Consider the following 17499-nt stretch of genomic DNA (forward strand, 5'->3'; position numbering starts at 1 on the left):
AAGGGATGTCATTCTTGGAGGATCGGGGGCTTAAGCGCCCCGTCGCTATCTTTCGTGCCTCATGCCGATAGACCCATCCCAACGCCGCACACAGCAACGCAAAAGGCTACAACGACCGTCATTTCGACCGCTTCACGGGCCGCATAGCGCAGCCACGGCTGTGGGCGGCCATGCTTCCTCGCCTTGTAATCAGGGCGGCGCATTGGCTCGACATTGCCTGCAGCGTTATGACCGGCATCGGTCTGCACGTCTGGTTCCAAGTCGGCGAGCAATTCCAAAAGGGCGCGGTTCATGCTGCAGCCCTCCGGTCTTTTGCCGGTACGTTGTCGTTCGCGACAGGCTCAAGGTAGTAAAAGCCCTGATTGCCGCGTCCGCAGCCTTGTTTTGGAATTGTCCATCCGTGGGATGGCAGCATCTTGCGCAGGCCAACCATAGTTGTTCTGATTACACCGACCGCGTTTTCTGGGCCGCCATTTGGATCAAATGCATAAACGTTATCGACGAGATCGCGCATGTGCATGCGGCGAGGGTAAACGTCGGACAGGGCCTCTATGATTGCCAGTTCGGTGCGTCGGAAATGGACTGCGCCCAATTCCTCATAGGGATCGCGCTCCATTTTAAGCAGCCTCCGCCAGCTCAACTGGAGCACAGCAAGCCACTGCGCCGCTCGTCTGGAAAACTTCGAACGTCTCGCCGGGGCACAGGGCAGCGAGGCGCGTCGCCTCGGCCAAGGCCTGCTCAAACGAGCCGTGTTCGTATGGCATGGTGGTGAAGACGCCAACGCGGCCAGTCTTCTTGCCGCGGCGGAATACAAAGAATCCGCCGCCGATGATTTCATTCGGGCGAGGCTTCGAGCTTCTTCTTCTCGGTGCTTTTGCTGACATGTGAGTTTCTCCTCGTGTTTTGGTCGGTGGGCCAGCAGATCAAGCTGGTGAGGCTGTCTTCGTGCTGTGCTGTCATCGTTATATGCGATATAGTCAACAAATGTCAATGCCATACGATGACAAAAACACATACTCGAAAATGATATGGTTTATTAACTATAAATTGTTCTTGAAATGTTCCGACGCAAGTGGAATCCTTAGTCTCATACTGAGGAGAGGCGGATGGCTGCGTTATTTGTCGTTCAATCCTTCACCGAGTGCCGGTGGGGAATCGTTCCTGACAATCCGATCGAAGTTGAAAACGAAGATCAGGCTGTGAGGTTGGCGGAGAGACTCGCGCCAATAAAGCCCGCAGTCATTGCGGTCTATCGTTGGAATAATCAGGCTGAAGTAATTGCAATGTTCGGACGCGTGCCAGAGGCCGTCCTAGAGGCCGCAAACGGCTAATCAGCGCGTGTTGTACTTTCCGACAACGCGATGACAAACGGGCCAGTCGGCACGGAACTCTTTGAATTCCTTATGCGGATTGTATTGCTCGAGCATCCATTCACGGTCATTGAAACCAACGAGCCGCTTGATGATGGCCTCGTTCTCGTCCATTTCGCTAGTGTGATAAAGGATCACATCTTCGTCGCGCATGGGCGGAAGATTGGGGTTCACGAGCGCGGTTTCACCGGGCCGATAGGCCGGGACCATGGAATCTCCCGACAATAGAAGGCCATAGCCGCCCTTAACGCCTTGCAGGACGGCTGGCATCTTCATGTAGCTGATTGGATCGAACGTAATTATTACGTGACCGTCGCCGCCCTTGGCGGCTGCATAGACGGGGAGGTCGCGTTGATCTCCAACCAGTTCGTTGCCAGGAATGATTTTTGGAGTGAATACATCGGCAGGGCGCTCGCCTGTTATCGGCTCCCGCGTCTGGAACATTTGCCCTTTGCCAAATGCCAGCCAGTCTTCACTAAGATCCAATGCACGCGCTAGGCGGGCAACAAAATCCACGCTGGCCCCGCGCTTCCCGCCTTCAAGCAAACTGATCGACGACTTGTCACGGCCGATGAGGGCGGCAAGATCGGCTTGACTCATATTCTTTGCTTCACGCGCCGTACGAAGGCGCTGGGCGAAATCGTTGTCCATGATGTGCTTTTCGCATATTGATGTGAAAATGTAACGTGCGAATTTGTCATCGTGTGTTGACATCGGTGCGAATCTGTCATATCTATACGTCATCAACCGACGCAGAAGACGTTGGGATCACAAAATGGCAGGCAACAGAATGAACATCCTCCCACGGATTTTCGCCCTTAATAGATAGAAACCATTTTTTGAGGAGAAGCGCCATGATGAACACAGCCGAAAGAAGCCGCATCGCTTCCGCGCCACAAGGGCCATAGATTTCAAAAGGGACACTGCCGACTGAAACGTCGGCGGTGCTTTCGGCGTGGCCTGAATAACCGCGAAAACCAATTTAACGGCGCCACGTCGAAAACTAAAAGGCGGAGTTTAAGAGCCGGCACCACCCGCTGCTCGCTCCGCCCCGTAATTACCGGACCACACGAGGAGGGCCGAAGCCACTTCCAAAGCCCAGCTTTCCTTGCCCAGTACCACCCGGGCCGACCAGACAGATGCCGTTAGACGCGGCATTTGTCAACCACCGCAAATCACACACGAGGAGACATGCAGCATTCATCAAGGCACGAACTGCAGGCAACCGCCGCCGCGCACCGTAAACAAGGCGCATCATTCGGAAAGATCGCTGAACTGATGGGCATTACCAGAGGCCGCGCATGGTCGCTGCTTTCGGAAAGAACGCCCACGTTACCGGCGCCAGAGCCCACCGCAAGCACCGTTGTGCGGCGCACAACCTACAACGGCGGATATTCGGGAGGATGCATGGACATTTATGTCTCGCTTCCCCGCATAACCATTCTGGACGGGCCGTATACGGACACAGTCCACTAGCCTTTTGAGCAGGCCGACCGCGAGGATGACGGGGCCGACGACTAACCTCCCTACGAGGAGGCCATTACTTGAAAACGAAATACACACGAACTGGAGAGCGGGACATGACAAACCGCAAGCCTTACCGGACGGCTGCGCAAAAAGCAGAGGCGCGTGCTTCGGCACGTCTTATTGACGGCCGTTACGTTTCCAGCGCGCCAGTCATTTACCACCGCGCACCGAAAAGAGGTGCCGCATGACCTGCGATTGCGGTGAATGCTGGGACTTACCCGGCGAAATCGTCGTCCACCGGCTTTGGAAGTGGAAGGGCATCATTGTCGAGGAGCGGGACAATTACCGCTGGCTGACTGTGCGTTTCATGATTCCAGGCACGGGCCTTGTGCAACTTGAGGTCTCGCGCTTCGAAGTCAGCCCCTTTTTTGAAGAGGACGGCGGCGGTGTCGAGGCTGACAAGCCTGAAGATGACAACGTCATCCCGGTCGATTTCACCAAGAAGGTGAAGCTTACGAAAAACACCAAGACGAGGGGAGTAGCGTGATGGCTAAGTTTAAAGTGGGTGATCGGGTAAAGATCCTACAGGACGACCCGCTTGGCGGATATCGCGTCGGTGATATCCTCACAGTAACCGGGATCGATGGCGCGTATGTTGAATTCATCGACAACGATGGCGACGAGAGATCGCGCGATGAAGACGAATTCGCGCCCATTGCGGAAGCAACCGGCAAGCCTGCCTTCAAGGTCGGCGACCGGGTGCGCTTGATAAAGGACGGCTTGTCTACGACGGGCGCGGTTGGAAAACTGGCTACGATCGAAGCGTGGTCTGGCGGGAAGGTCGTGGATAATGGCCAATATCTGCTGAATATCGACGGACCTGTCGATTATGAAACGCTTGCGGTCAGGCCACAGTATACTCGTGCAAGCCCGAAATGTTTTGAACTGCTTGCGCCATCCCTCGCCATCGAAACCGGCAAGTTCTATCGTACCCGCGATGGGCGTAAGGTTGGGCCAATCACACGAACGGGCTTCAAAGAGTTGGTTTGGGAAAGTAATGATTGTTATTACGACGAAGACGGTCGCGCCTTGTATCTTGAGTCCACGAACGACCTCATCGCTGAATGGGTCGACGATCCAGCCAGCAATGACAACCAACCGGTCGCGGAGCAACAGGCGGGAACCGTTTTTATCGACGCGTCCAAGGCCGGCCCTTCACAACTGCACGTGGCAAAAGGACCGCTAGTCCGCCTTAACAAGGGATATTACGGCTACGAGCTCGCCCGGTTCGGCGATTATGTCTGGGTCGAAATTGGGCAGAAAGCACCAATCGTAATGCGTGCAGACGCAGTAACGGTGGCAGCATGACCTCCACCACGTACAGCCACACCCGCAACTATGCGCCTAAAGACTATGCGGACGGTGACACCTTCTACGAGCCGGAAACCACGCTCGGCCTTGGTGACCGCTTTGTGTGGGGCTTGGCAGTTGTAGCGGCGCTCGCTCTGCCCGTCGGCTTTTACGCATGGGTGCTGGCATGATTTCCTTCACCACAAAAGCCACGGCTGACATGCCGCACATCGATCCCGGGCGAAAGCCCGGTGTCGGACGCGTAGGGCAGTCCTTGACGCTTGCGGCGTTCGCGCTGGCAATCGCCACGACAATTGCTGCCTTCCTGTTCTGGAACCTGCTGCTGCCGTTTTACGGGCTGCTTTATTTGTGGGGTGCGGCATGACCGCCCCACGCGCATGGCTGCTCACAAGCCTACCGGCATGGCTCGTAGGCTGGCTCATACTTGCGGCCGTCATCGCCGCAATCGCAGTTACCCACCACACCTACTGAACACGAGAGACCTATGGCACTATCTCTTTCAAGCCTTAAGTCGACCAAGAGAAACGATCCGCCTGTGATCCTTCTCTACGGCGTCGACGGCATCGGAAAGACGTCGCTCGCGGCTGAATTCCCAGACCCGATCTATCTGGCAACCGAAGGCGAGCGCCCGCCGTCTGACATCGAAATGGCAACCCCCGGCACGATTGAATCCTTCGACGATATGCTGAACGTCATCGGCGAACTGCTGACCGAAGAGCACGACCGGCGCACCGTGATTATCGACAGCCTCGATGGGCTGGAACCGCTTGTCTGGCGTGCGACATGCGCGCGCTTGGGCGTGGCGAGTATTGAAGAACCTGGATTCGGCCGCGGGTATGTTGAGGCCGACACCGAATGGAATGAGCTGATGAGCGCAGTCTCGGCGCTGGCGAGGGCCGGAATATATGTGGTGATGCTTGCGCACCCTGAGATTGTCCGCTTCGACAGCCCTATCACGGATCCATATTCGAGATATTCGGTCAAACTTCACAAAAGGGCAAACGCACTGGTTCGCGAGAAAGTCGATATCGTTGCTTTCTTGAACTACCGCGTATCGATTAAGGAAAAAGAGGTCGCCCGTCAAACGAAGGTTGCTCATGCCGAAGGCGGGAAAGAGCGTCAGATACACCTGAACGAAGGTGCTGGGTTCGTAGCAAAGAACCGGTTCAGTATGCCTGATACCGTTTCCTACAAAAAGGGACAGGGTTTCGATGACTTGGCGCGGTACTGGTCTCTAGCTAATGACAATGGCCGGCAGGAGGCTGCGTAAAAAATGGGCGAACGCGAGGTGCGGGTGAAAACCTGCACAGCATGCCGAGAGGTGAAGCCCATCATTGAATTCAACCGCAACAAAAGCCGCAAGGATGGGCGCAGCAGCATCTGTAAGGTTTGCAAGCGCAAAACCGACGCCGCGTATAGAGCTAAGAATCCCAATAAGAACAAAGAAGACTACGCAAAGCGGATCGCAGAAAACCCAAACTATTGGGCGGAATGGTACGCATCCAACCGAGAAGATGCACTGGCCAGAGTGTCCAAGTGGCAAAAAGAAAACCCAGAGAAGCGTAGGGAAATAAATAAGAAATTCCACGAAGACAATCCAGGTTACGGCAAAGAATGGGAGAGACGAAATCCAGATAAGGTGCTCGCAAAAAGGGCAAGGGCGTATGCCAAGAAGAAAAATTCGCCAGAGTGGAAAGTCGCGAATACCCTCAAGGTTGGAATATACAAAAGCCTGAAAGACCAGAAGGCCGGTCGGAAATGGGAATCTCTAGTTGGGTATACCGCCGATGAACTTATAGCTCATCTTGAGAAGTGTTTTCTGCCAGGAATGTCTTGGGGCAACTATGGCAACGATGGCTGGCACATAGACCACATTATCCCGCGATCGGTCTTTAACTATCAAACGCCTGACGACATCGACTTCCAGAAATGCTGGGCTCTGTCCAATTTGAGGCCCTTGTGGGCAGCGGACAATATCAGGAAGGGCGCAAAACTTGATGTGCCATTCCAGCCGTCGTTGGCGATACCAGCCAACGACAACACCAATCCTATGATGATAGGAAAAACCTAATGGAAAAAGCTCTAGCTGGCCTCGTAGCAATCGCAGCCATCCTCTTCTTCGCACCGCTCATCGGCGTTCTCGGTGGCGCGTTCGTCGGCTGGGTTGTGGGCCTGTTCTTCGCAGAAACGATCCACGCCTTCCTTGCCGCCGTTGGCATCAACGCGGCAGGCCTTGCGATGTGGCAGATCGGCGCTTCGCTTGGTTTCATCGGCGGGTTCTTCCGCCCGGCTATTCATCGGGCGAAGGCATGACCTGGCTATCGCCAAAGGACCGCGCTGCGAACATTCCGAAGCGCTTCAGCCATGTAAGGCTCAAGTCATGGGATGCGGCCTATATGGTCTGTCGCGTCGAGATAATCGACGGTATGCCATCACTATGGCTGTCCGACGCCGACAATATGCAGGACTGGCGATATCCAGCCGACCTTGACTGGATCGTCGAACATGAGCCGCCACAGTCGGCTCACTGAACCACACCAACAACACGAGGATTTTATAGATGGCCAGACTTGGCTCAACATTTGACGCAACCAAACACGACACTACGCAGTCAGATTACTCGGAACTGCCGAACGGCGACTATGAGCTGGAAATCGAGGCCAGCGAAGTAGCGGCCACGAAGGACGGTACGGGCACCATTCTGAAGACCACGATGGTCGTTATTCGCCCGGAAGAGTACGCGAAGCGCAAGCTCTTCAACAATTACAACCTCGAAAACAAAAGCACTCAGGCGCAAGAGATCGGCCAGCGCCAGTTCGCTAGCCTTTGCCGGGCGATTGGTGTTTCGGAAGTCGAGGATTCCGAAGAACTGCACTTCAAAGCGTTCACGGCAAAGATTGGCCTGGGAAAGCCCTCAAAAGACGGCCAGTACCCGGCTAGAGCGGAAATCAAAAAGTACTACTTCCCCGACGAAGGCAACGTTCCCCAGCCTTCAATCGACGCCAACCAGCCGGTAGCGCAGGCCCGTCCGGCCAATGACAACCGACCGGCTGCGGCAAACAGCAACAAGCCTGCACCGGCTGCTGCTGCGGCAGGCAAGAAGCGCCCCTGGGGTTAAGCCACACCAACCCGCTACTGGCGCGAAAGCGCCGGTAGCAACCACCTTACCGATCCGAACACGAGGAGATACGCATGGCTTATGAAGCGGAGCGCAGACAGATCGATGCCGCGCTGCCAATACGCTTTGACGGCGCGTTTGTAGCTGGCGGCGCTGTGACGAGCGTTTTCACCGGGGCGAAGATCAATGACGTTGATCTTTACTTCAAATCACGCCGGGCGTTTGAGCGCGCTGTTTATGACGCATATGAGGAAGGCCTATGGTGCGTCGCTGCTAGCAAGCGGGCCGTGACGTTTGCCGACCAAAGCAACAATATCGCCCAGTTGATGTATTTCGACTTCTTTCCGACTGCCGAAGATATCTTCAAGGCATTCGATTTCACCGTCTGCATGGGCGCAGTGGACTTGGACACGGGCCAGCGATCCGAATGGAAGGGAGCAGAATTCGTCACCGTCGGCGAAAAGCATCCCGACTCCGGCTTTGTTTTTCATCCAGACTTTCTGAAACACAACAGCCAGCGGTTCCTGAAATTCAACACTGGAACGCGATATCCGCTGGCTTCATCAACACGCGTTCTGAAATACCAGCAGCGCGGTTACACGATCGGCAAAGGCGATATGATGAAGATCGCGCTGGCTGTTCGTGGCGTGAAAATCGACACATGGGACGATCTGAAAGACCAGATTGGCGGCTCTTACGGCGACAAGGTTGTTCTCGGCAACGAGGACAAGCCGTTCTCCATCGAGGCGGCGATTGATGCCCTTACTGTCGACGACGCCGAAAGCGAGCCATGGGTGCAGCCTGCGAATGACAATATGCCGGGCACTGCAGAAGCGTTGCTAGCGCATATCGCAAACCTCAACGGCGTCGAATTCGTCCTGCCTGAACTCGACGAGGACGGCTGGCCTTTGGCCGCCTGAGGAGGAAAACATGACGATACCCAAGCTGACGAAAGAGCAAGCCGCCATCATCGGCGCCTATACAGGAATCGCAGCAGGTCCATTTAGTGACATTCATGGATATGCAGAGAAGGTTCTGGCCGTCCTGTATGGACACATGAATTTGCCGACAAGAGGCTTTCCGAGAAGTTACGCACCGCTGCCAAGGACGACTTCCTGTCTATCTGCGCCGCCTAAACCCAACAGGCGCGGCTACCAACCGCGCCTTCTACCACCAAACACGAGGAGACTTAGAATGGGACAGTCAACCGACGCAATTCTTGTTTTTGGCATTCAGCTGAAAGAAGAGGACCAAACACCAGAATTTTTGGGCGATTTTGACGACTTTGACGAGTACGTTGACAATCTGAACGGCCTTTCAGGCGCCGATTATAAGGTTCGAAAAGACGCCCGCGAATCCTGCCCCGCGGATATGACGATGCACTGTTCGCTCGACTATACCATGTACGTTTTGTCCGTTCGGGGCACTGAAACTGTCGCATCTCGCGGATACCCAAAAGAAATTAAAACTCTGGATGTTTCAGCCACACAGATTGAGGCGTTCAAGGAATGGTGCGCGGCGCGCGGCATTGAGAGCGCGGAGCCTAAATGGCTGCTTTGCAGCATGTGGGCTTAACGGCGGGCGAAAACCAACCATCCTTCACACGAGGAGACTTTGATGAGAGTCAGCATTGACCGCTCACAGCTCGCGCACGCCTTGGCGACCGTCACGCGCGCCATCGAAAACCGCAACACGATTCCTATTCTCGCCAACGTGCTCTTGGCTGTTGAGGACGGCCAGTTGCGCCTCACCGGCACCGATCTGGACGTGGAGATTACGACCAGTCTGCCGGTGCTCGACTGCCAGCCGGGCAGCGTTACCGTTCCCGGCAAGATGCTTGCGGACATCGCAAAGCGCGCGACGGGCGACATATCGCTTGCCTTAGATGGAGGTCGCCTTACGGTCGCATCTGGTCGCAGCCAGTATAAGCTCGACGTTTTGCCCGCTCAAGACTTTCCGTCCTTCAGTGCAGGGAAGTTCGACACGACGCTTGAGCTCGATCTGGCCGCGCTTGTTGCGCCGTGTGTGCACGCAATCTCCACGGAAGAAGCCCGTTATTACCTCAATGGCGTCTATCTGCATGCCGTCGACGACCGATTGGTTGCTGTAGCAACAGACGGGCACCGGCTTATGCGAAATGTCGGCCCTGCCGGTGATTTGGACTACGGCGCTATACTGCCGCGCAAGCTCGTGGGTTTACTGCCGAAAGGTGCTGTTACGGTCGAACTGTCCCAAAACAAGGTGCGCGTCACGTCTGGCTCGACGGTTATCACTTCCAAGCTGATCGACGGCACGTTTCCTGATTATGTGCGTGTCATTCCAGCCGGTAATAGCAACGTGCTTGCCGTCGATCGGCAGGCGCTCATGAAGGCGGTCGAGCGTGTCGCCGCGGTTGCGGACGACAAATCTCGCGCCGTAAAATTCGCAGTCGGCGATGTGCTCCGACTGATGCTGGCTGACAAGGCCAGCGATGAGGTTTCGATTGAGTTCGAAGGCGAGCCTTTGGAAATCGGCTTTAACGCCCGGTACGTCAACGACATGCTTGGCGCGTTGGATGAAGCAAACGTGCGCTTTGCTCTCGGCGATGCAGGCTCGCCTGCCGTCGTCAAGGGCGAGGGCGAGTGGACGGGCGTGCTTATGCCGATGAGGGTGTAGGGGATGGCGCCAACCAAAAAACGGCTCGATGAACCCGCAATCTTCAACGCCGTTGAATATGCGCTGCGCCATGAAGGCGTTACCGAAATCGCGTTTTCAGAAGATGGCGAATACGAAGTCGAAATCCACGAGGCATCCAGCTTGATGCCATTCGTCAGATGCCTGTTGCGCGAGTTGGAGGTGATTTCCTAATGGCCCGTTTCATTATCAACTACACCTTCCACGGTCGCAGTAGCAAAACAATCGAAGCTTCCTCGAAAGAGGAAGCAGAAGAATTGACGTGGGCCGAAGTCGAACGTGACGATTTTGAAATCGACGCCGACGAAATTGACGATGTCGATTTCACTGTTTCTGAGATGCATCCGGTTACGCGTGACGGCCGTGAAATTTGGACCACCTACGTTCGTGACGGAGACCAACGCGGCCATCCTTCGGCGTTGGCCTCGTCTCCACTATTCGGGGGTGCATAATGGCACCCCTCCCAAAAGCCGAATCCAGCACGGTCCGTGCCATTTATCAAGCTTACGAGGCCCAGGCTAAGTCCTGGGACTCGTGGGGCATCAGCGTGGGCGAGGCGGGCACCGAATGTGACAGAGCCTTGTGGTACGGCTTCCGCTGGGTATCAGCGCACGAGGTTCATTCGGGTCGCCAGCTTCGGCTGTTCGCCACCGGCAATATCGAGGAAGATCGCTTGGTCGCCGACCTCGAACGCATCGGCGTCGACGTATACGGGCAGCAGGACAAAATCAGGCTGATATCGGGGTTCGTTCGCGGCAAGTGCGACGGCAAAGCCATGGGCGTGCCAGAAGCCCCGAAAACCGAACACCTGCTGGAATTTAAGTCGAGCAACGAGAAGGGTATCAAGGAACTACAGAAGCACGGCTGCCAGAAGGCAAAGCCATTGCACTACGCCCAGTGCCAGCTCGGGATGCAGGCTTTCGGCCTGACTCGCTGCCTGTATCTGGCTTCGTGCAAGAACACCGACACGCTTTATGCAGAGCGCATCGAATACGACGTTGAATTCTGCCTTCGACTGCTGGCACGCTGCGAACGCATCGTGTTTTCGGATGAGCCGCCCAGCCGGATTAGCGAAGATCCGGAGTTCTTCGGCTGCATGTTCTGCAAGCACAGAGGTGTTTGCCACGAAGGTGTGCAACCGCGCGTCAACTGCCGCACCTGCCTTCACGTCCAGCCTGAACATGGCGGTGATTGCCATATGTCATGCGCACGCTGGAACAAGCCATTGTCGATCGACGAGCAGCGCGACGGTTGCCCGGCTCACCTCTATCTTCCGGGGCTGATAAATGGCGAGCAGATCGATGCTGACGAGGTTGCGGAGACGGTTACGTACAGACTGGCGACGGGTGAGATTTGGGTAGATGGGGTGAGGGGAGAGGTGGCTTGATCTGGCAAGGTGAAACCGAAGCGCAATGGCGCGAACGTACGATGCAGTGGCATCGCAAATTCTGTCTTTTCCCCACGCAGACTGATGACGGCAGGTGGGTTTGGTTGGAGCATGTATGGCGACGACGCCAGCCAACTTACTTCAACGGCGAATACTACTGGGTTTTCCATGTTGGCGTGTTGCCACCTGAGGAACCAGAATTTTGCACAACGCCGCCACCACCAAGAAAATAGTAAGGACGGAAGCAGTGCTTCAACTCAGAGATTATCAACGCGCCGCGGTTGACGGCCTGTATGACTACTGGCGCGAACAACCCGGCTCGCCTCTTATCGTGCTTCCGACGGGCGGCGGCAAGAGCCTCGTGCTGGGTACGATTTGCAAGGAGCTGATCGAAGGCTGGCCCGACATGCGCGTGCTTGTCGTGACGCATGTACGCGAGCTGATCCTGTCGAATTACCAGGAGCTTTTGAACATCTGGCCTTTCGCTCCGGCGGGAATATTTTCGGCAGGGGTAGGACGGCGGGATGCGAAGGCGCAGATCGTTTTCGGAGGTGTACAGACGATAGCAAACAAGGCGGAGCAGATCGGCCATATCGACGTTGTCTTGGTCGATGAGGCACACCTAATGCCACGCAATTCGGAAACGCAGTACGGCAAGCTGATTGAAGGCCTGCGCGCCATCAACCCTGACCTAAAGCTGGTCGGCCTCACAGCCACGCCTTATCGCTTAGGCGAGGGGCTTTTGACGGAAGGTGACGGCGCGCTTTTCGACGCCATCTGCTTTGAAAAGCCGATTGGCGAGATGATCGAGGAGGGGTATCTCTGCCGTCCTATTTCAAAAGGCATGGCAACCGCCTTCGACCTGTCGGGCGTCGGTAAACAGGGCGGCGACTACAAGCAGAACGCGCTACAGGCGGCCATCGACAAGGACGAAATCACCGCTTCCGTGGTCGACGAGATCGTCACATACGGCACCGCATCGGGCGCTGAGCGTAAGGCTTGGCTGTGCTTTTGCAGCGGCGTTGAACATGCCCGGCATATGCGGGACGAAATTCGCAGCCGGGGATTTAGTTGCGAAACCGTGACCGGCGACACTCCAACCGGCGAGCGCGACCGAATTCTTGCTGACTTCAAGGCTGGCAAGATCCGCGCACTGACGAACAATTCAGTGCTGACGACGGGAACAAACCTGCCGATCATCGATCTGGTCGCGTTTTGTCGCCCGACCTTATCAGCGGGCCTTTATGTCCAGATGGCGGGGCGTGGCTTGCGGCTTTATCCGGGCAAGGAGAACTGCCTCTTTCTGGACTTTGCTGGCGTTGTTCGTAAGCACGGTCCTATCGATGCTGTCACGCCGCCCGGGATGAGGAAAGGTGACGGGGAAGCGCCCGTGAAGCAATGTCCGCAAGATCCTGACGATCGTGGTCTAGTGGGCTGCGGCTCGCTAATCCATGCGTCGCTGCACACATGCCCGGATTGCGGATACGAATTCCCGGTCGATGAAACGCCGAAGATATCTGCGCAGGCCGAAGACGTGCCGATGTTGTCGAAAGACAACGCCAGCACTCACCAGGTGGAACGGCGTACCTTCGCATACCACGAAGGAAAGGGCGGGAAGCAGGACAGCGTGAAGGTGTCTTACTGGGTTGGTATGTCGCCAATCAACGAATGGCTCGGCCCAGCCCATACCGGCTTCTTTAAGTCGAAGTCTGACAGGTGGTGGCGAAGGCATGGCGGAGAAGCGCCGTTCCCGAAAACTGTGCTCGAATTCATGGAGCGCCAGAACGAATTGCTGCCCACGGGTGAAATCGTCGTGAAGCCCAACGGCAAATACTGGGAAGTGGTCGACGCTATTGCGGGCGCTGCGAATGACAATGTGCCCGAGGCTGGCAATGATAATGAGCCGGCGGAGAATTATGGGCGGATATCGGCCGGGCTGGCTGAAATTCTAGATGACGATATTCCGTTTTAAGGGGAGGGAAGATGAGTAGTTCACATCTGGTAGTAGTCGCCAGAAACCATCGGACTGGCGAAATACAATTACCTCTAGAAGATTTGACGCTTTATGGCGTCGAACCTGTCAAAGAAGATGAATTGGTGCGGGGTATTGCCAAACAATATGACGAAGACTGGGGCATCACTTTGTACGGGCAGGTCGGCCCTAATTATTCTGGCAGTAAAACGTAGAGCCATTAACGGGATGCGCCGCGAGGCGTGTTAGAGTGAATACTGGACTAACCAACCTACCACCAAAACACGAGGAGCAACAATGACGGAGAATTACGACCCGTATAACCCGGCGCCTATTGGTCACAATAGACCTCCGCTTTCTGCGTACGAGACCGTCAAGCAGGAAATCGAAGAACTGTTCGATGAGGCAAAGAATTTCGCGGACGGCGAAGCGATCGCCAACCAGGCAATTGCCGATGCGATCACCGAACTGCACGACAAGCTTCATGAGGCCGGGAAGCGTGCGGACGATGCTCGCAAGGATGAAGCGAAGCCGCATGACGATGCGAAGGCGGAGATACAGGACCGTTACAACAAGCTGATCGGCAATACGAAATCGGTCAAAGGCAAGGTCGTTCTCGGCAAGGAGACGCTGCAAACCTTACTGACCCCGTGGCGCAATAAGCTTGTTGCTGAGAAAGAAGCTGCCGCACGTGCTGCTCGTGAAGAGGCAGATCGCATTGCGCGGGAAGCACAGGAAGCCATGCGAGCCAGCGCAGGCAATCTCGAAGAGCGTGAGAAAGCCGAAGAACTGCTTACCGAGGCGAAGAAAGCCGACCGTTGGGCTAAGCGCGAAGATCGATCAGCAACCACGGGCACGGGTCTGCGCACGATCTGGCGCTGCACGCTGGAAGATGAAGGCAAGGCGCTGGATTGGGCATATGGCCGAGCGCCGGAGCGATTCAAGGAACTGGTGCAGTCGATGGCCGAGGAAACCGTGCGCGCCGGGATGCGTCAGGTGCCGGGGTTCAGGGTCTGGGATGAGAGAGTGGCGAGGTGAGCGTCAACGTAGCCGCTTGATGGTGAAATAACTTATCGGTACCTTTGAAGCGCGTTGCTGAATGAAGGAATAAGTCGTGCGCAAGATAGAGATATATTCTAAATCCGGTGGCAATTCAGGGCAGTATGTGGATCGCTGGTATCTCGTTCACGCTGACGATGGCACTTATCAAGTTGAATACCACTGGGTTAACAAAATGGGTCAGGGCCGGAAAGATGTAGAAGGCTCAAACCTATATTCCTTGGAAGAAGCATATATTAGGGCGCCACAGGAAGCGATTGAAGTAATCAAGAGAGAACTGAACCTCTAAGGCTACACCCCGCCAGCCACCAACTGGCGGGTTACCACCACGAAACACGAGGAGATGACATGAGCAATATTGCTGATGCGCCAGCTATTGCGCCGTGCGCAATCGTCGGCGACGCGAGCCTTTATCAAGCCGATTGCAGAGACGTTCTGCGGTCGCTCGCAGACAACTCTATCGACAGCATCGTCACTGACCCACCTTACGCACTCGTCAGCATTGTGAAGCGCTTCGGCAAGCCCGGGAGAGCGCCCGCAAAGGGTAACGAGGCTTATCAGCGAGCATCTGCTGGCTTCATGGGCAAGACGTGGGATACCGGTGAAGTCGCGTTCAGCGAGGAGTTTTGGCGAGAGTGCCTGCGGGTTTTGAAGCCCGGTGGGCACGTCGTCGCATTCAGCGGCACGCGCACGTATCATCGCATGGCTGCGGCGATCGAGGACGCTGGATTTGAAATCCGCGACCAACTCGGCTGGCTATATGGATCGGGTTTTCCCAAAAGCCATGATGTTGCAAAGCAAATTGACAAAAGTGCCGGCTTCTGGCGCGGGAAAGCCGGTGCAATCAAGGATAAAACTGTGGGTCAGGTTGCTAAAGGCACCGAGTATGAGCGCACTGAGAAGGGTGAACCCATTACCGACGAAGCTCGCGAATGGCTAGGATGGGGCACAGCATTGAAGCCGGCTTGGGAGCCTATCGCCTTGGCGCGAAAGGCGTTGTCTGGCACCGTTGCCGCGAATGTGCAACCGGCGAATGACAACCAGCCTCCCTTACAGGCCAGACTTTTCGGAGACGCCGCATGACGATCCGCTACCGTTTTCGTCAAAAAGACCGGGGGCACAGCCATCCCGGCAGCGCCCCGGCCCAATATCCTCTCGAGGGAGAGGCTTTCAAGCGTCCGTATTGGAGAGGTTCGCTTGAAGTCGCTCACCATAACACGTCTTCTCAACATGAAGTTAAAATAAATACGGGAGAGCAACATGCAGCCTGACGCCGACATCTGCCACGTCTGCGCCCGCCACGCCGTAGGTCTCGGCGTGCAGGCAGACCGCGAGCCGATCCGCTGGCTGTGCAAGGAATGCGCCGACATTGCCGAGCATATTCGGCACCGCAGGCGGTTGGACCCGTACGAGCTTCGCGCCCTTGATACGGGCGTGGAGGCGGTTGGGGGGTACCTACAGGAGATTGGCAAAACCGACCTTAAGGAAATGGACGAACTCGAAGCGCGCATGCTCGTGAAGGCCGCGTGGGAAGGCTGCGGGCGAGGGATGCGTGCGGCCCTAAGCGAAGCTCCATTCTGATGAAACACGACAACGACAACAATGCTCTCCGCTTCCTCTCCGTGTGCAGCGGGATCGAAGCGGCTTCGGTTGCTTGGAAGCCACTCGGATGGCAGGCGGTGGCTTTTAGCGAAATCGAGAAGTTTCCGTCTGCCGTGCTGGCTCACCATTATCCAGACGTGCCGAACCTTGGAGATTTCACCGAGATCGACACCACAACGCTTGGGCGTGTCGACATTCTTTGCGGAGGGACGCCTTGCCAGGCCTTCTCTATCGCTGGCGCACGCCGTTCGCTCGAAGATGAGCGTGGTAATCTAACACTATCATTCGTGGAGCTTGCGCATGAGCTTGCAGCAGGAAATGGACTTCGGAACGTCATCTGGGAGAATGTCCCCGGCGTCCTCTCAACCAAAGACAACGCATTCGGATGTTTCCTTGCCGGGCTTGTGGGAGCAGATGATCCCATCGTGCCGACAAAGCGATGGACGAGTTACGGTATGGTTTCTGGACCGAAAGGACGGGCCGCGTGGGCTGTCAAAGATGCCCAATTTTTCGGACTGGCCCAACGACGCAAGCGTGTCATCGTTGTCGCAGATTTTGGAAACGGGGCGGATCCCGCAGCGGTTTTATTTGAGCCAGAAAGCATGTGCCGGGATACTCCGCCGAGCAGAGAAGCGGGGCAAAACGTTGCCCCAACAATTAGCGCGCGCCCTACAGGCGGTGGCGGACTTGGAACCGACTTCGATCTCGACGGCGGCTTGATTTCATCGACCGGTGACGTTGCGCACTGCCTGAATGCTGGTGGTATGGGCAGGCAGGACTACGAAACCGAAACGATGGTTGCGCACCCGTTGCTGGCCAAGGGCAACAGCAGCCACGACGACACGCTCGAAACATATGTGGCTCATTCCTTGCGCGGCGAAGGCTTCGACGCCAGCGAGGACGGAACCGGGCGCGGGACGCCGATTGTTCCGGTGTCTGTTGCGTTGCGTGGTCGCGAAGACGGGTCAACGGCTGAAATGGGCGATGATGTGTCGTTCGCATTGCGTGCAAGCCAAGGCGGCGCGGATAAGCCGCACGTGTTGGCACCCGTCGCCTTCGCCCAAAATACGCGCGACGAAGTGCGGATGATTAATGGTGATGGCCAGATCGCTGGAGCTTTGGCGGCGGATGCTGGAATGAAGCAGCAGACATATCTTCAACATGGTTGGGCCGTTCGTCGCCTAACGCCGACAGAATGCGAGCGCCTGCAAGGCTTCCCAGACGGATATACAAATATCCCATGGAGAGGGAGGCCAGATAGTCCAGATGGGCCACGTTATAAGTCGCTCGGCAATAGTTGGGCCGTCCCAAAATTCAAGTGGTTGGGTAAGCGCATTGCAAGCCTGATGCCAGTCACGGCCGCCAACGATAACTATCTCAGCAGGCCTGACGTCGATCTTCTAGCGAGTTAAGCAAATCGCTCAGTTCCTTGGCATCGCGGTAGTTCATCCCTACCGCTTGCCGTACGCCCATTTCGACT

29 protein-coding genes are annotated in these 17499 nt (G+C 56.0%); 24 read left to right on the plus strand and 5 right to left on the minus strand.

All coding sequences use genetic code 11. The annotated features are described in order from the left end of the window. Positions 1-59: 59 nt before the first annotated feature. Genes FHW03_RS06980 through FHW03_RS06990 form a run of 3 tightly spaced genes read right to left on the minus strand, consistent with a single transcriptional unit; the run spans position 60 to position 884 of the window. Positions 60-293, minus strand: coding sequence for a hypothetical protein (locus FHW03_RS06980; RefSeq protein WP_182519951.1), 234 nt, complete (start codon positions 291-293; stop codon positions 60-62). Next, positions 290-616, minus strand: coding sequence for a hypothetical protein (locus FHW03_RS06985; RefSeq protein WP_182519952.1), 327 nt, complete (start codon positions 614-616; stop codon positions 290-292). The genes FHW03_RS06980 and FHW03_RS06985 overlap by 4 nt, the downstream gene beginning before the upstream one ends. 1 nt (position 617) lies before the next feature. Next, the gene (locus FHW03_RS06990) at positions 618-884 is read right to left on the minus strand and encodes a hypothetical protein (protein WP_182519953.1); all 267 of its coding nucleotides are present in this window, start codon (positions 882-884) and stop codon (positions 618-620) included. A gap of 222 nt (positions 885-1106) precedes the next feature. On the opposite strand from FHW03_RS06990, the gene FHW03_RS06995 reads away from it, so the two are divergent. Further along, positions 1107-1331, plus strand: a complete 225-nt coding sequence (locus FHW03_RS06995) for a hypothetical protein (protein ID WP_182519954.1) — start codon at positions 1107-1109, stop codon at positions 1329-1331. On the opposite strand, the gene FHW03_RS07000 is transcribed toward FHW03_RS06995, so the two are convergent. Both FHW03_RS07000 and FHW03_RS07005 read right to left on the minus strand, forming a co-directional pair. Beyond that, a complete protein-coding gene (locus tag FHW03_RS07000; protein ID WP_182519955.1) occupies positions 1332-2021 on the minus strand; it encodes a helix-turn-helix domain-containing protein in 690 nt (229 codons plus the stop codon). It lies immediately after the preceding gene. Between the two features lie 366 nt (positions 2022-2387). Beyond that, a complete protein-coding gene (locus FHW03_RS07005) occupies positions 2388-2528 on the minus strand; it encodes a hypothetical protein (protein WP_182519956.1) in 141 nt (46 codons plus the stop codon). 422 nt (positions 2529-2950) lie between these two features. On the opposite strand from FHW03_RS07005, the gene FHW03_RS26025 reads away from it, so the two are divergent. From FHW03_RS26025 to FHW03_RS07115, 23 genes are all read left to right on the plus strand, one after another. Continuing rightward, complete coding sequence (locus FHW03_RS26025) at positions 2951-3085, plus strand: hypothetical protein (RefSeq protein WP_377514303.1); 135 nt, start codon at positions 2951-2953, stop codon at positions 3083-3085. Beyond that, the gene (locus FHW03_RS07010) at positions 3082-3384 is read left to right on the plus strand and encodes a hypothetical protein (protein WP_182519957.1); all 303 of its coding nucleotides are present in this window, start codon (positions 3082-3084) and stop codon (positions 3382-3384) included. The genes FHW03_RS26025 and FHW03_RS07010 overlap by 4 nt, the downstream gene beginning before the upstream one ends. Next, positions 3384-4205: a hypothetical protein gene (locus tag FHW03_RS07015; protein ID WP_182519958.1), complete on the plus strand. Its 822-nt coding sequence runs from the start codon at positions 3384-3386 to the stop codon at positions 4203-4205. Before FHW03_RS07010 ends, FHW03_RS07015 begins: the two co-directional genes overlap by 1 nt. Beyond that, complete coding sequence (locus tag FHW03_RS07020; protein ID WP_182519959.1) at positions 4202-4378, plus strand: hypothetical protein; 177 nt, start codon at positions 4202-4204, stop codon at positions 4376-4378. The genes FHW03_RS07015 and FHW03_RS07020 overlap by 4 nt, the downstream gene beginning before the upstream one ends. Next, a complete protein-coding gene (locus tag FHW03_RS07025; protein ID WP_182519960.1) occupies positions 4363-4572 on the plus strand; it encodes a hypothetical protein in 210 nt (69 codons plus the stop codon). Before FHW03_RS07020 ends, FHW03_RS07025 begins: the two co-directional genes overlap by 16 nt. A gap of 120 nt (positions 4573-4692) precedes the next feature. Beyond that, positions 4693-5478: an ATP-binding protein gene (locus tag FHW03_RS07030; protein ID WP_182519961.1), complete on the plus strand. Its 786-nt coding sequence runs from the start codon at positions 4693-4695 to the stop codon at positions 5476-5478. Between the two features lie 3 nt (positions 5479-5481). Further along, entirely contained in the window at positions 5482-6279 is a 798-nt protein-coding gene (locus FHW03_RS07035) for an HNH endonuclease (protein WP_182519962.1), read from the plus strand. After that, positions 6279-6521, plus strand: coding sequence for a hypothetical protein (locus tag FHW03_RS07040; RefSeq protein WP_021587370.1), 243 nt, complete (start codon positions 6279-6281; stop codon positions 6519-6521). The genes FHW03_RS07035 and FHW03_RS07040 overlap by 1 nt, the downstream gene beginning before the upstream one ends. Continuing rightward, positions 6518-6739, plus strand: coding sequence for a hypothetical protein (locus tag FHW03_RS07045; RefSeq protein ID WP_182519963.1), 222 nt, complete (start codon positions 6518-6520; stop codon positions 6737-6739). Before FHW03_RS07040 ends, FHW03_RS07045 begins: the two co-directional genes overlap by 4 nt. A gap of 29 nt (positions 6740-6768) precedes the next feature. Continuing rightward, positions 6769-7326 carry a DUF669 domain-containing protein gene (locus FHW03_RS07050; RefSeq protein ID WP_113464625.1) on the plus strand — a complete coding sequence of 186 codons (558 nt, stop codon included), beginning with the start codon at positions 6769-6771 and terminating at the stop codon, positions 7324-7326. Between the two features lie 74 nt (positions 7327-7400). Then, positions 7401-8246: a hypothetical protein gene (locus tag FHW03_RS07055; protein WP_182519964.1), complete on the plus strand. Its 846-nt coding sequence runs from the start codon at positions 7401-7403 to the stop codon at positions 8244-8246. Positions 8247-8256: 10 nt separating this feature from the next. After that, on the plus strand, positions 8257-8901 hold the full coding sequence (locus FHW03_RS07060) for a hypothetical protein (protein WP_182519965.1): 645 nt from the start codon (positions 8257-8259) through the stop codon (positions 8899-8901). Between the two features lie 42 nt (positions 8902-8943). Then, positions 8944-9981, plus strand: coding sequence for a DNA polymerase III subunit beta (gene dnaN, locus FHW03_RS07065; RefSeq protein ID WP_182519966.1), 1038 nt, complete (start codon positions 8944-8946; stop codon positions 9979-9981). Positions 9982-9984: 3 nt separating this feature from the next. Then, positions 9985-10173 carry a hypothetical protein gene (locus FHW03_RS07070; protein ID WP_182519967.1) on the plus strand — a complete coding sequence of 63 codons (189 nt, stop codon included), beginning with the start codon at positions 9985-9987 and terminating at the stop codon, positions 10171-10173. Continuing rightward, on the plus strand, positions 10173-10451 hold the full coding sequence (locus tag FHW03_RS07075; protein ID WP_182519968.1) for a hypothetical protein: 279 nt from the start codon (positions 10173-10175) through the stop codon (positions 10449-10451). Before FHW03_RS07070 ends, FHW03_RS07075 begins: the two co-directional genes overlap by 1 nt. Next, positions 10451-11386 (plus strand): oxidoreductase, encoded by a 936-nt coding sequence (locus tag FHW03_RS07080; RefSeq protein WP_182519969.1) that lies wholly within the window; start codon positions 10451-10453, stop codon positions 11384-11386. Before FHW03_RS07075 ends, FHW03_RS07080 begins: the two co-directional genes overlap by 1 nt. A gap of 247 nt (positions 11387-11633) precedes the next feature. Further along, complete coding sequence (locus FHW03_RS07085) at positions 11634-13358, plus strand: DEAD/DEAH box helicase (protein WP_182519970.1); 1725 nt, start codon at positions 11634-11636, stop codon at positions 13356-13358. An 11-nt stretch (positions 13359-13369) separates the two neighbouring features. Continuing rightward, positions 13370-13573, plus strand: a complete 204-nt coding sequence (locus FHW03_RS07090; RefSeq protein WP_182519971.1) for a hypothetical protein — start codon at positions 13370-13372, stop codon at positions 13571-13573. Between the two features lie 82 nt (positions 13574-13655). Next, a complete protein-coding gene (locus tag FHW03_RS07095; RefSeq protein ID WP_182519972.1) occupies positions 13656-14396 on the plus strand; it encodes a hypothetical protein in 741 nt (246 codons plus the stop codon). Positions 14397-14472: 76 nt separating this feature from the next. Then, a complete protein-coding gene (locus FHW03_RS07100) occupies positions 14473-14706 on the plus strand; it encodes a hypothetical protein (RefSeq protein WP_182519973.1) in 234 nt (77 codons plus the stop codon). A 59-nt stretch (positions 14707-14765) separates the two neighbouring features. Further along, positions 14766-15500, plus strand: coding sequence for a DNA methyltransferase (locus tag FHW03_RS26030; protein WP_377514310.1), 735 nt, complete (start codon positions 14766-14768; stop codon positions 15498-15500). 177 nt (positions 15501-15677) lie between these two features. Beyond that, complete coding sequence (locus tag FHW03_RS07110; protein WP_182519974.1) at positions 15678-15998, plus strand: DUF6511 domain-containing protein; 321 nt, start codon at positions 15678-15680, stop codon at positions 15996-15998. Then, complete coding sequence (locus FHW03_RS07115) at positions 15998-17431, plus strand: DNA cytosine methyltransferase (RefSeq protein ID WP_182519975.1); 1434 nt, start codon at positions 15998-16000, stop codon at positions 17429-17431. The genes FHW03_RS07110 and FHW03_RS07115 overlap by 1 nt, the downstream gene beginning before the upstream one ends. Positions 17432-17499: the final 68 nt, after the last annotated feature.

The organism is Ochrobactrum sp. RH2CCR150, assembly GCA_014138095.1.
GTDB classification, from domain to species: domain Bacteria; phylum Pseudomonadota; class Alphaproteobacteria; order Rhizobiales; family Rhizobiaceae; genus Brucella; species Brucella gambitense.

What these genes read in the sequence shown, in the direction of transcription:
- FHW03_RS06980 (WP_182519951.1), bottom strand. Translation starts at nt 293, where the DNA reads ATGAACCGCGCCCTTTTGGAATTGCTCGCCGACTTGGAACCAGACGTG.
- FHW03_RS06985 (WP_182519952.1), bottom strand. Translation starts at nt 616, where the DNA reads ATGGAGCGCGATCCCTATGAGGAATTGGGCGCAGTCCATTTCCGACGC.
- FHW03_RS06990 (WP_182519953.1), bottom strand. Translation starts at nt 884, where the DNA reads ATGTCAGCAAAAGCACCGAGAAGAAGAAGCTCGAAGCCTCGCCCGAAT.
- FHW03_RS06995 (WP_182519954.1), top strand. Translation starts at nt 1,107, where the DNA reads ATGGCTGCGTTATTTGTCGTTCAATCCTTCACCGAGTGCCGGTGGGGA.
- FHW03_RS07000 (WP_182519955.1), bottom strand. Translation starts at nt 2,021, where the DNA reads ATGGACAACGATTTCGCCCAGCGCCTTCGTACGGCGCGTGAAGCAAAG.
- FHW03_RS07005 (WP_182519956.1), bottom strand. Translation starts at nt 2,528, where the DNA reads ATGCCGCGTCTAACGGCATCTGTCTGGTCGGCCCGGGTGGTACTGGGC.
- FHW03_RS26025 (WP_377514303.1), top strand. Translation starts at nt 2,951, where the DNA reads ATGACAAACCGCAAGCCTTACCGGACGGCTGCGCAAAAAGCAGAGGCG.
- FHW03_RS07010 (WP_182519957.1), top strand. Translation starts at nt 3,082, where the DNA reads ATGACCTGCGATTGCGGTGAATGCTGGGACTTACCCGGCGAAATCGTC.
- FHW03_RS07015 (WP_182519958.1), top strand. Translation starts at nt 3,384, where the DNA reads ATGGCTAAGTTTAAAGTGGGTGATCGGGTAAAGATCCTACAGGACGAC.
- FHW03_RS07020 (WP_182519959.1), top strand. Translation starts at nt 4,202, where the DNA reads ATGACCTCCACCACGTACAGCCACACCCGCAACTATGCGCCTAAAGAC.
- FHW03_RS07025 (WP_182519960.1), top strand. Translation starts at nt 4,363, where the DNA reads ATGGGTGCTGGCATGATTTCCTTCACCACAAAAGCCACGGCTGACATG.
- FHW03_RS07030 (WP_182519961.1), top strand. Translation starts at nt 4,693, where the DNA reads ATGGCACTATCTCTTTCAAGCCTTAAGTCGACCAAGAGAAACGATCCG.
- FHW03_RS07035 (WP_182519962.1), top strand. Translation starts at nt 5,482, where the DNA reads ATGGGCGAACGCGAGGTGCGGGTGAAAACCTGCACAGCATGCCGAGAG.
- FHW03_RS07040 (WP_021587370.1), top strand. Translation starts at nt 6,279, where the DNA reads ATGGAAAAAGCTCTAGCTGGCCTCGTAGCAATCGCAGCCATCCTCTTC.
- FHW03_RS07045 (WP_182519963.1), top strand. Translation starts at nt 6,518, where the DNA reads ATGACCTGGCTATCGCCAAAGGACCGCGCTGCGAACATTCCGAAGCGC.
- FHW03_RS07050 (WP_113464625.1), top strand. Translation starts at nt 6,769, where the DNA reads ATGGCCAGACTTGGCTCAACATTTGACGCAACCAAACACGACACTACG.
- FHW03_RS07055 (WP_182519964.1), top strand. Translation starts at nt 7,401, where the DNA reads ATGGCTTATGAAGCGGAGCGCAGACAGATCGATGCCGCGCTGCCAATA.
- FHW03_RS07060 (WP_182519965.1), top strand. Translation starts at nt 8,257, where the DNA reads ATGACGATACCCAAGCTGACGAAAGAGCAAGCCGCCATCATCGGCGCC.
- dnaN (WP_182519966.1), top strand. Translation starts at nt 8,944, where the DNA reads ATGAGAGTCAGCATTGACCGCTCACAGCTCGCGCACGCCTTGGCGACC.
- FHW03_RS07070 (WP_182519967.1), top strand. Translation starts at nt 9,985, where the DNA reads ATGGCGCCAACCAAAAAACGGCTCGATGAACCCGCAATCTTCAACGCC.
- FHW03_RS07075 (WP_182519968.1), top strand. Translation starts at nt 10,173, where the DNA reads ATGGCCCGTTTCATTATCAACTACACCTTCCACGGTCGCAGTAGCAAA.
- FHW03_RS07080 (WP_182519969.1), top strand. Translation starts at nt 10,451, where the DNA reads ATGGCACCCCTCCCAAAAGCCGAATCCAGCACGGTCCGTGCCATTTAT.
- FHW03_RS07090 (WP_182519971.1), top strand. Translation starts at nt 13,370, where the DNA reads ATGAGTAGTTCACATCTGGTAGTAGTCGCCAGAAACCATCGGACTGGC.
- FHW03_RS07095 (WP_182519972.1), top strand. Translation starts at nt 13,656, where the DNA reads ATGACGGAGAATTACGACCCGTATAACCCGGCGCCTATTGGTCACAAT.
- FHW03_RS26030 (WP_377514310.1), top strand. Translation starts at nt 14,766, where the DNA reads ATGAGCAATATTGCTGATGCGCCAGCTATTGCGCCGTGCGCAATCGTC.
- FHW03_RS07110 (WP_182519974.1), top strand. Translation starts at nt 15,678, where the DNA reads ATGCAGCCTGACGCCGACATCTGCCACGTCTGCGCCCGCCACGCCGTA.
- FHW03_RS07115 (WP_182519975.1), top strand. Translation starts at nt 15,998, where the DNA reads ATGAAACACGACAACGACAACAATGCTCTCCGCTTCCTCTCCGTGTGC.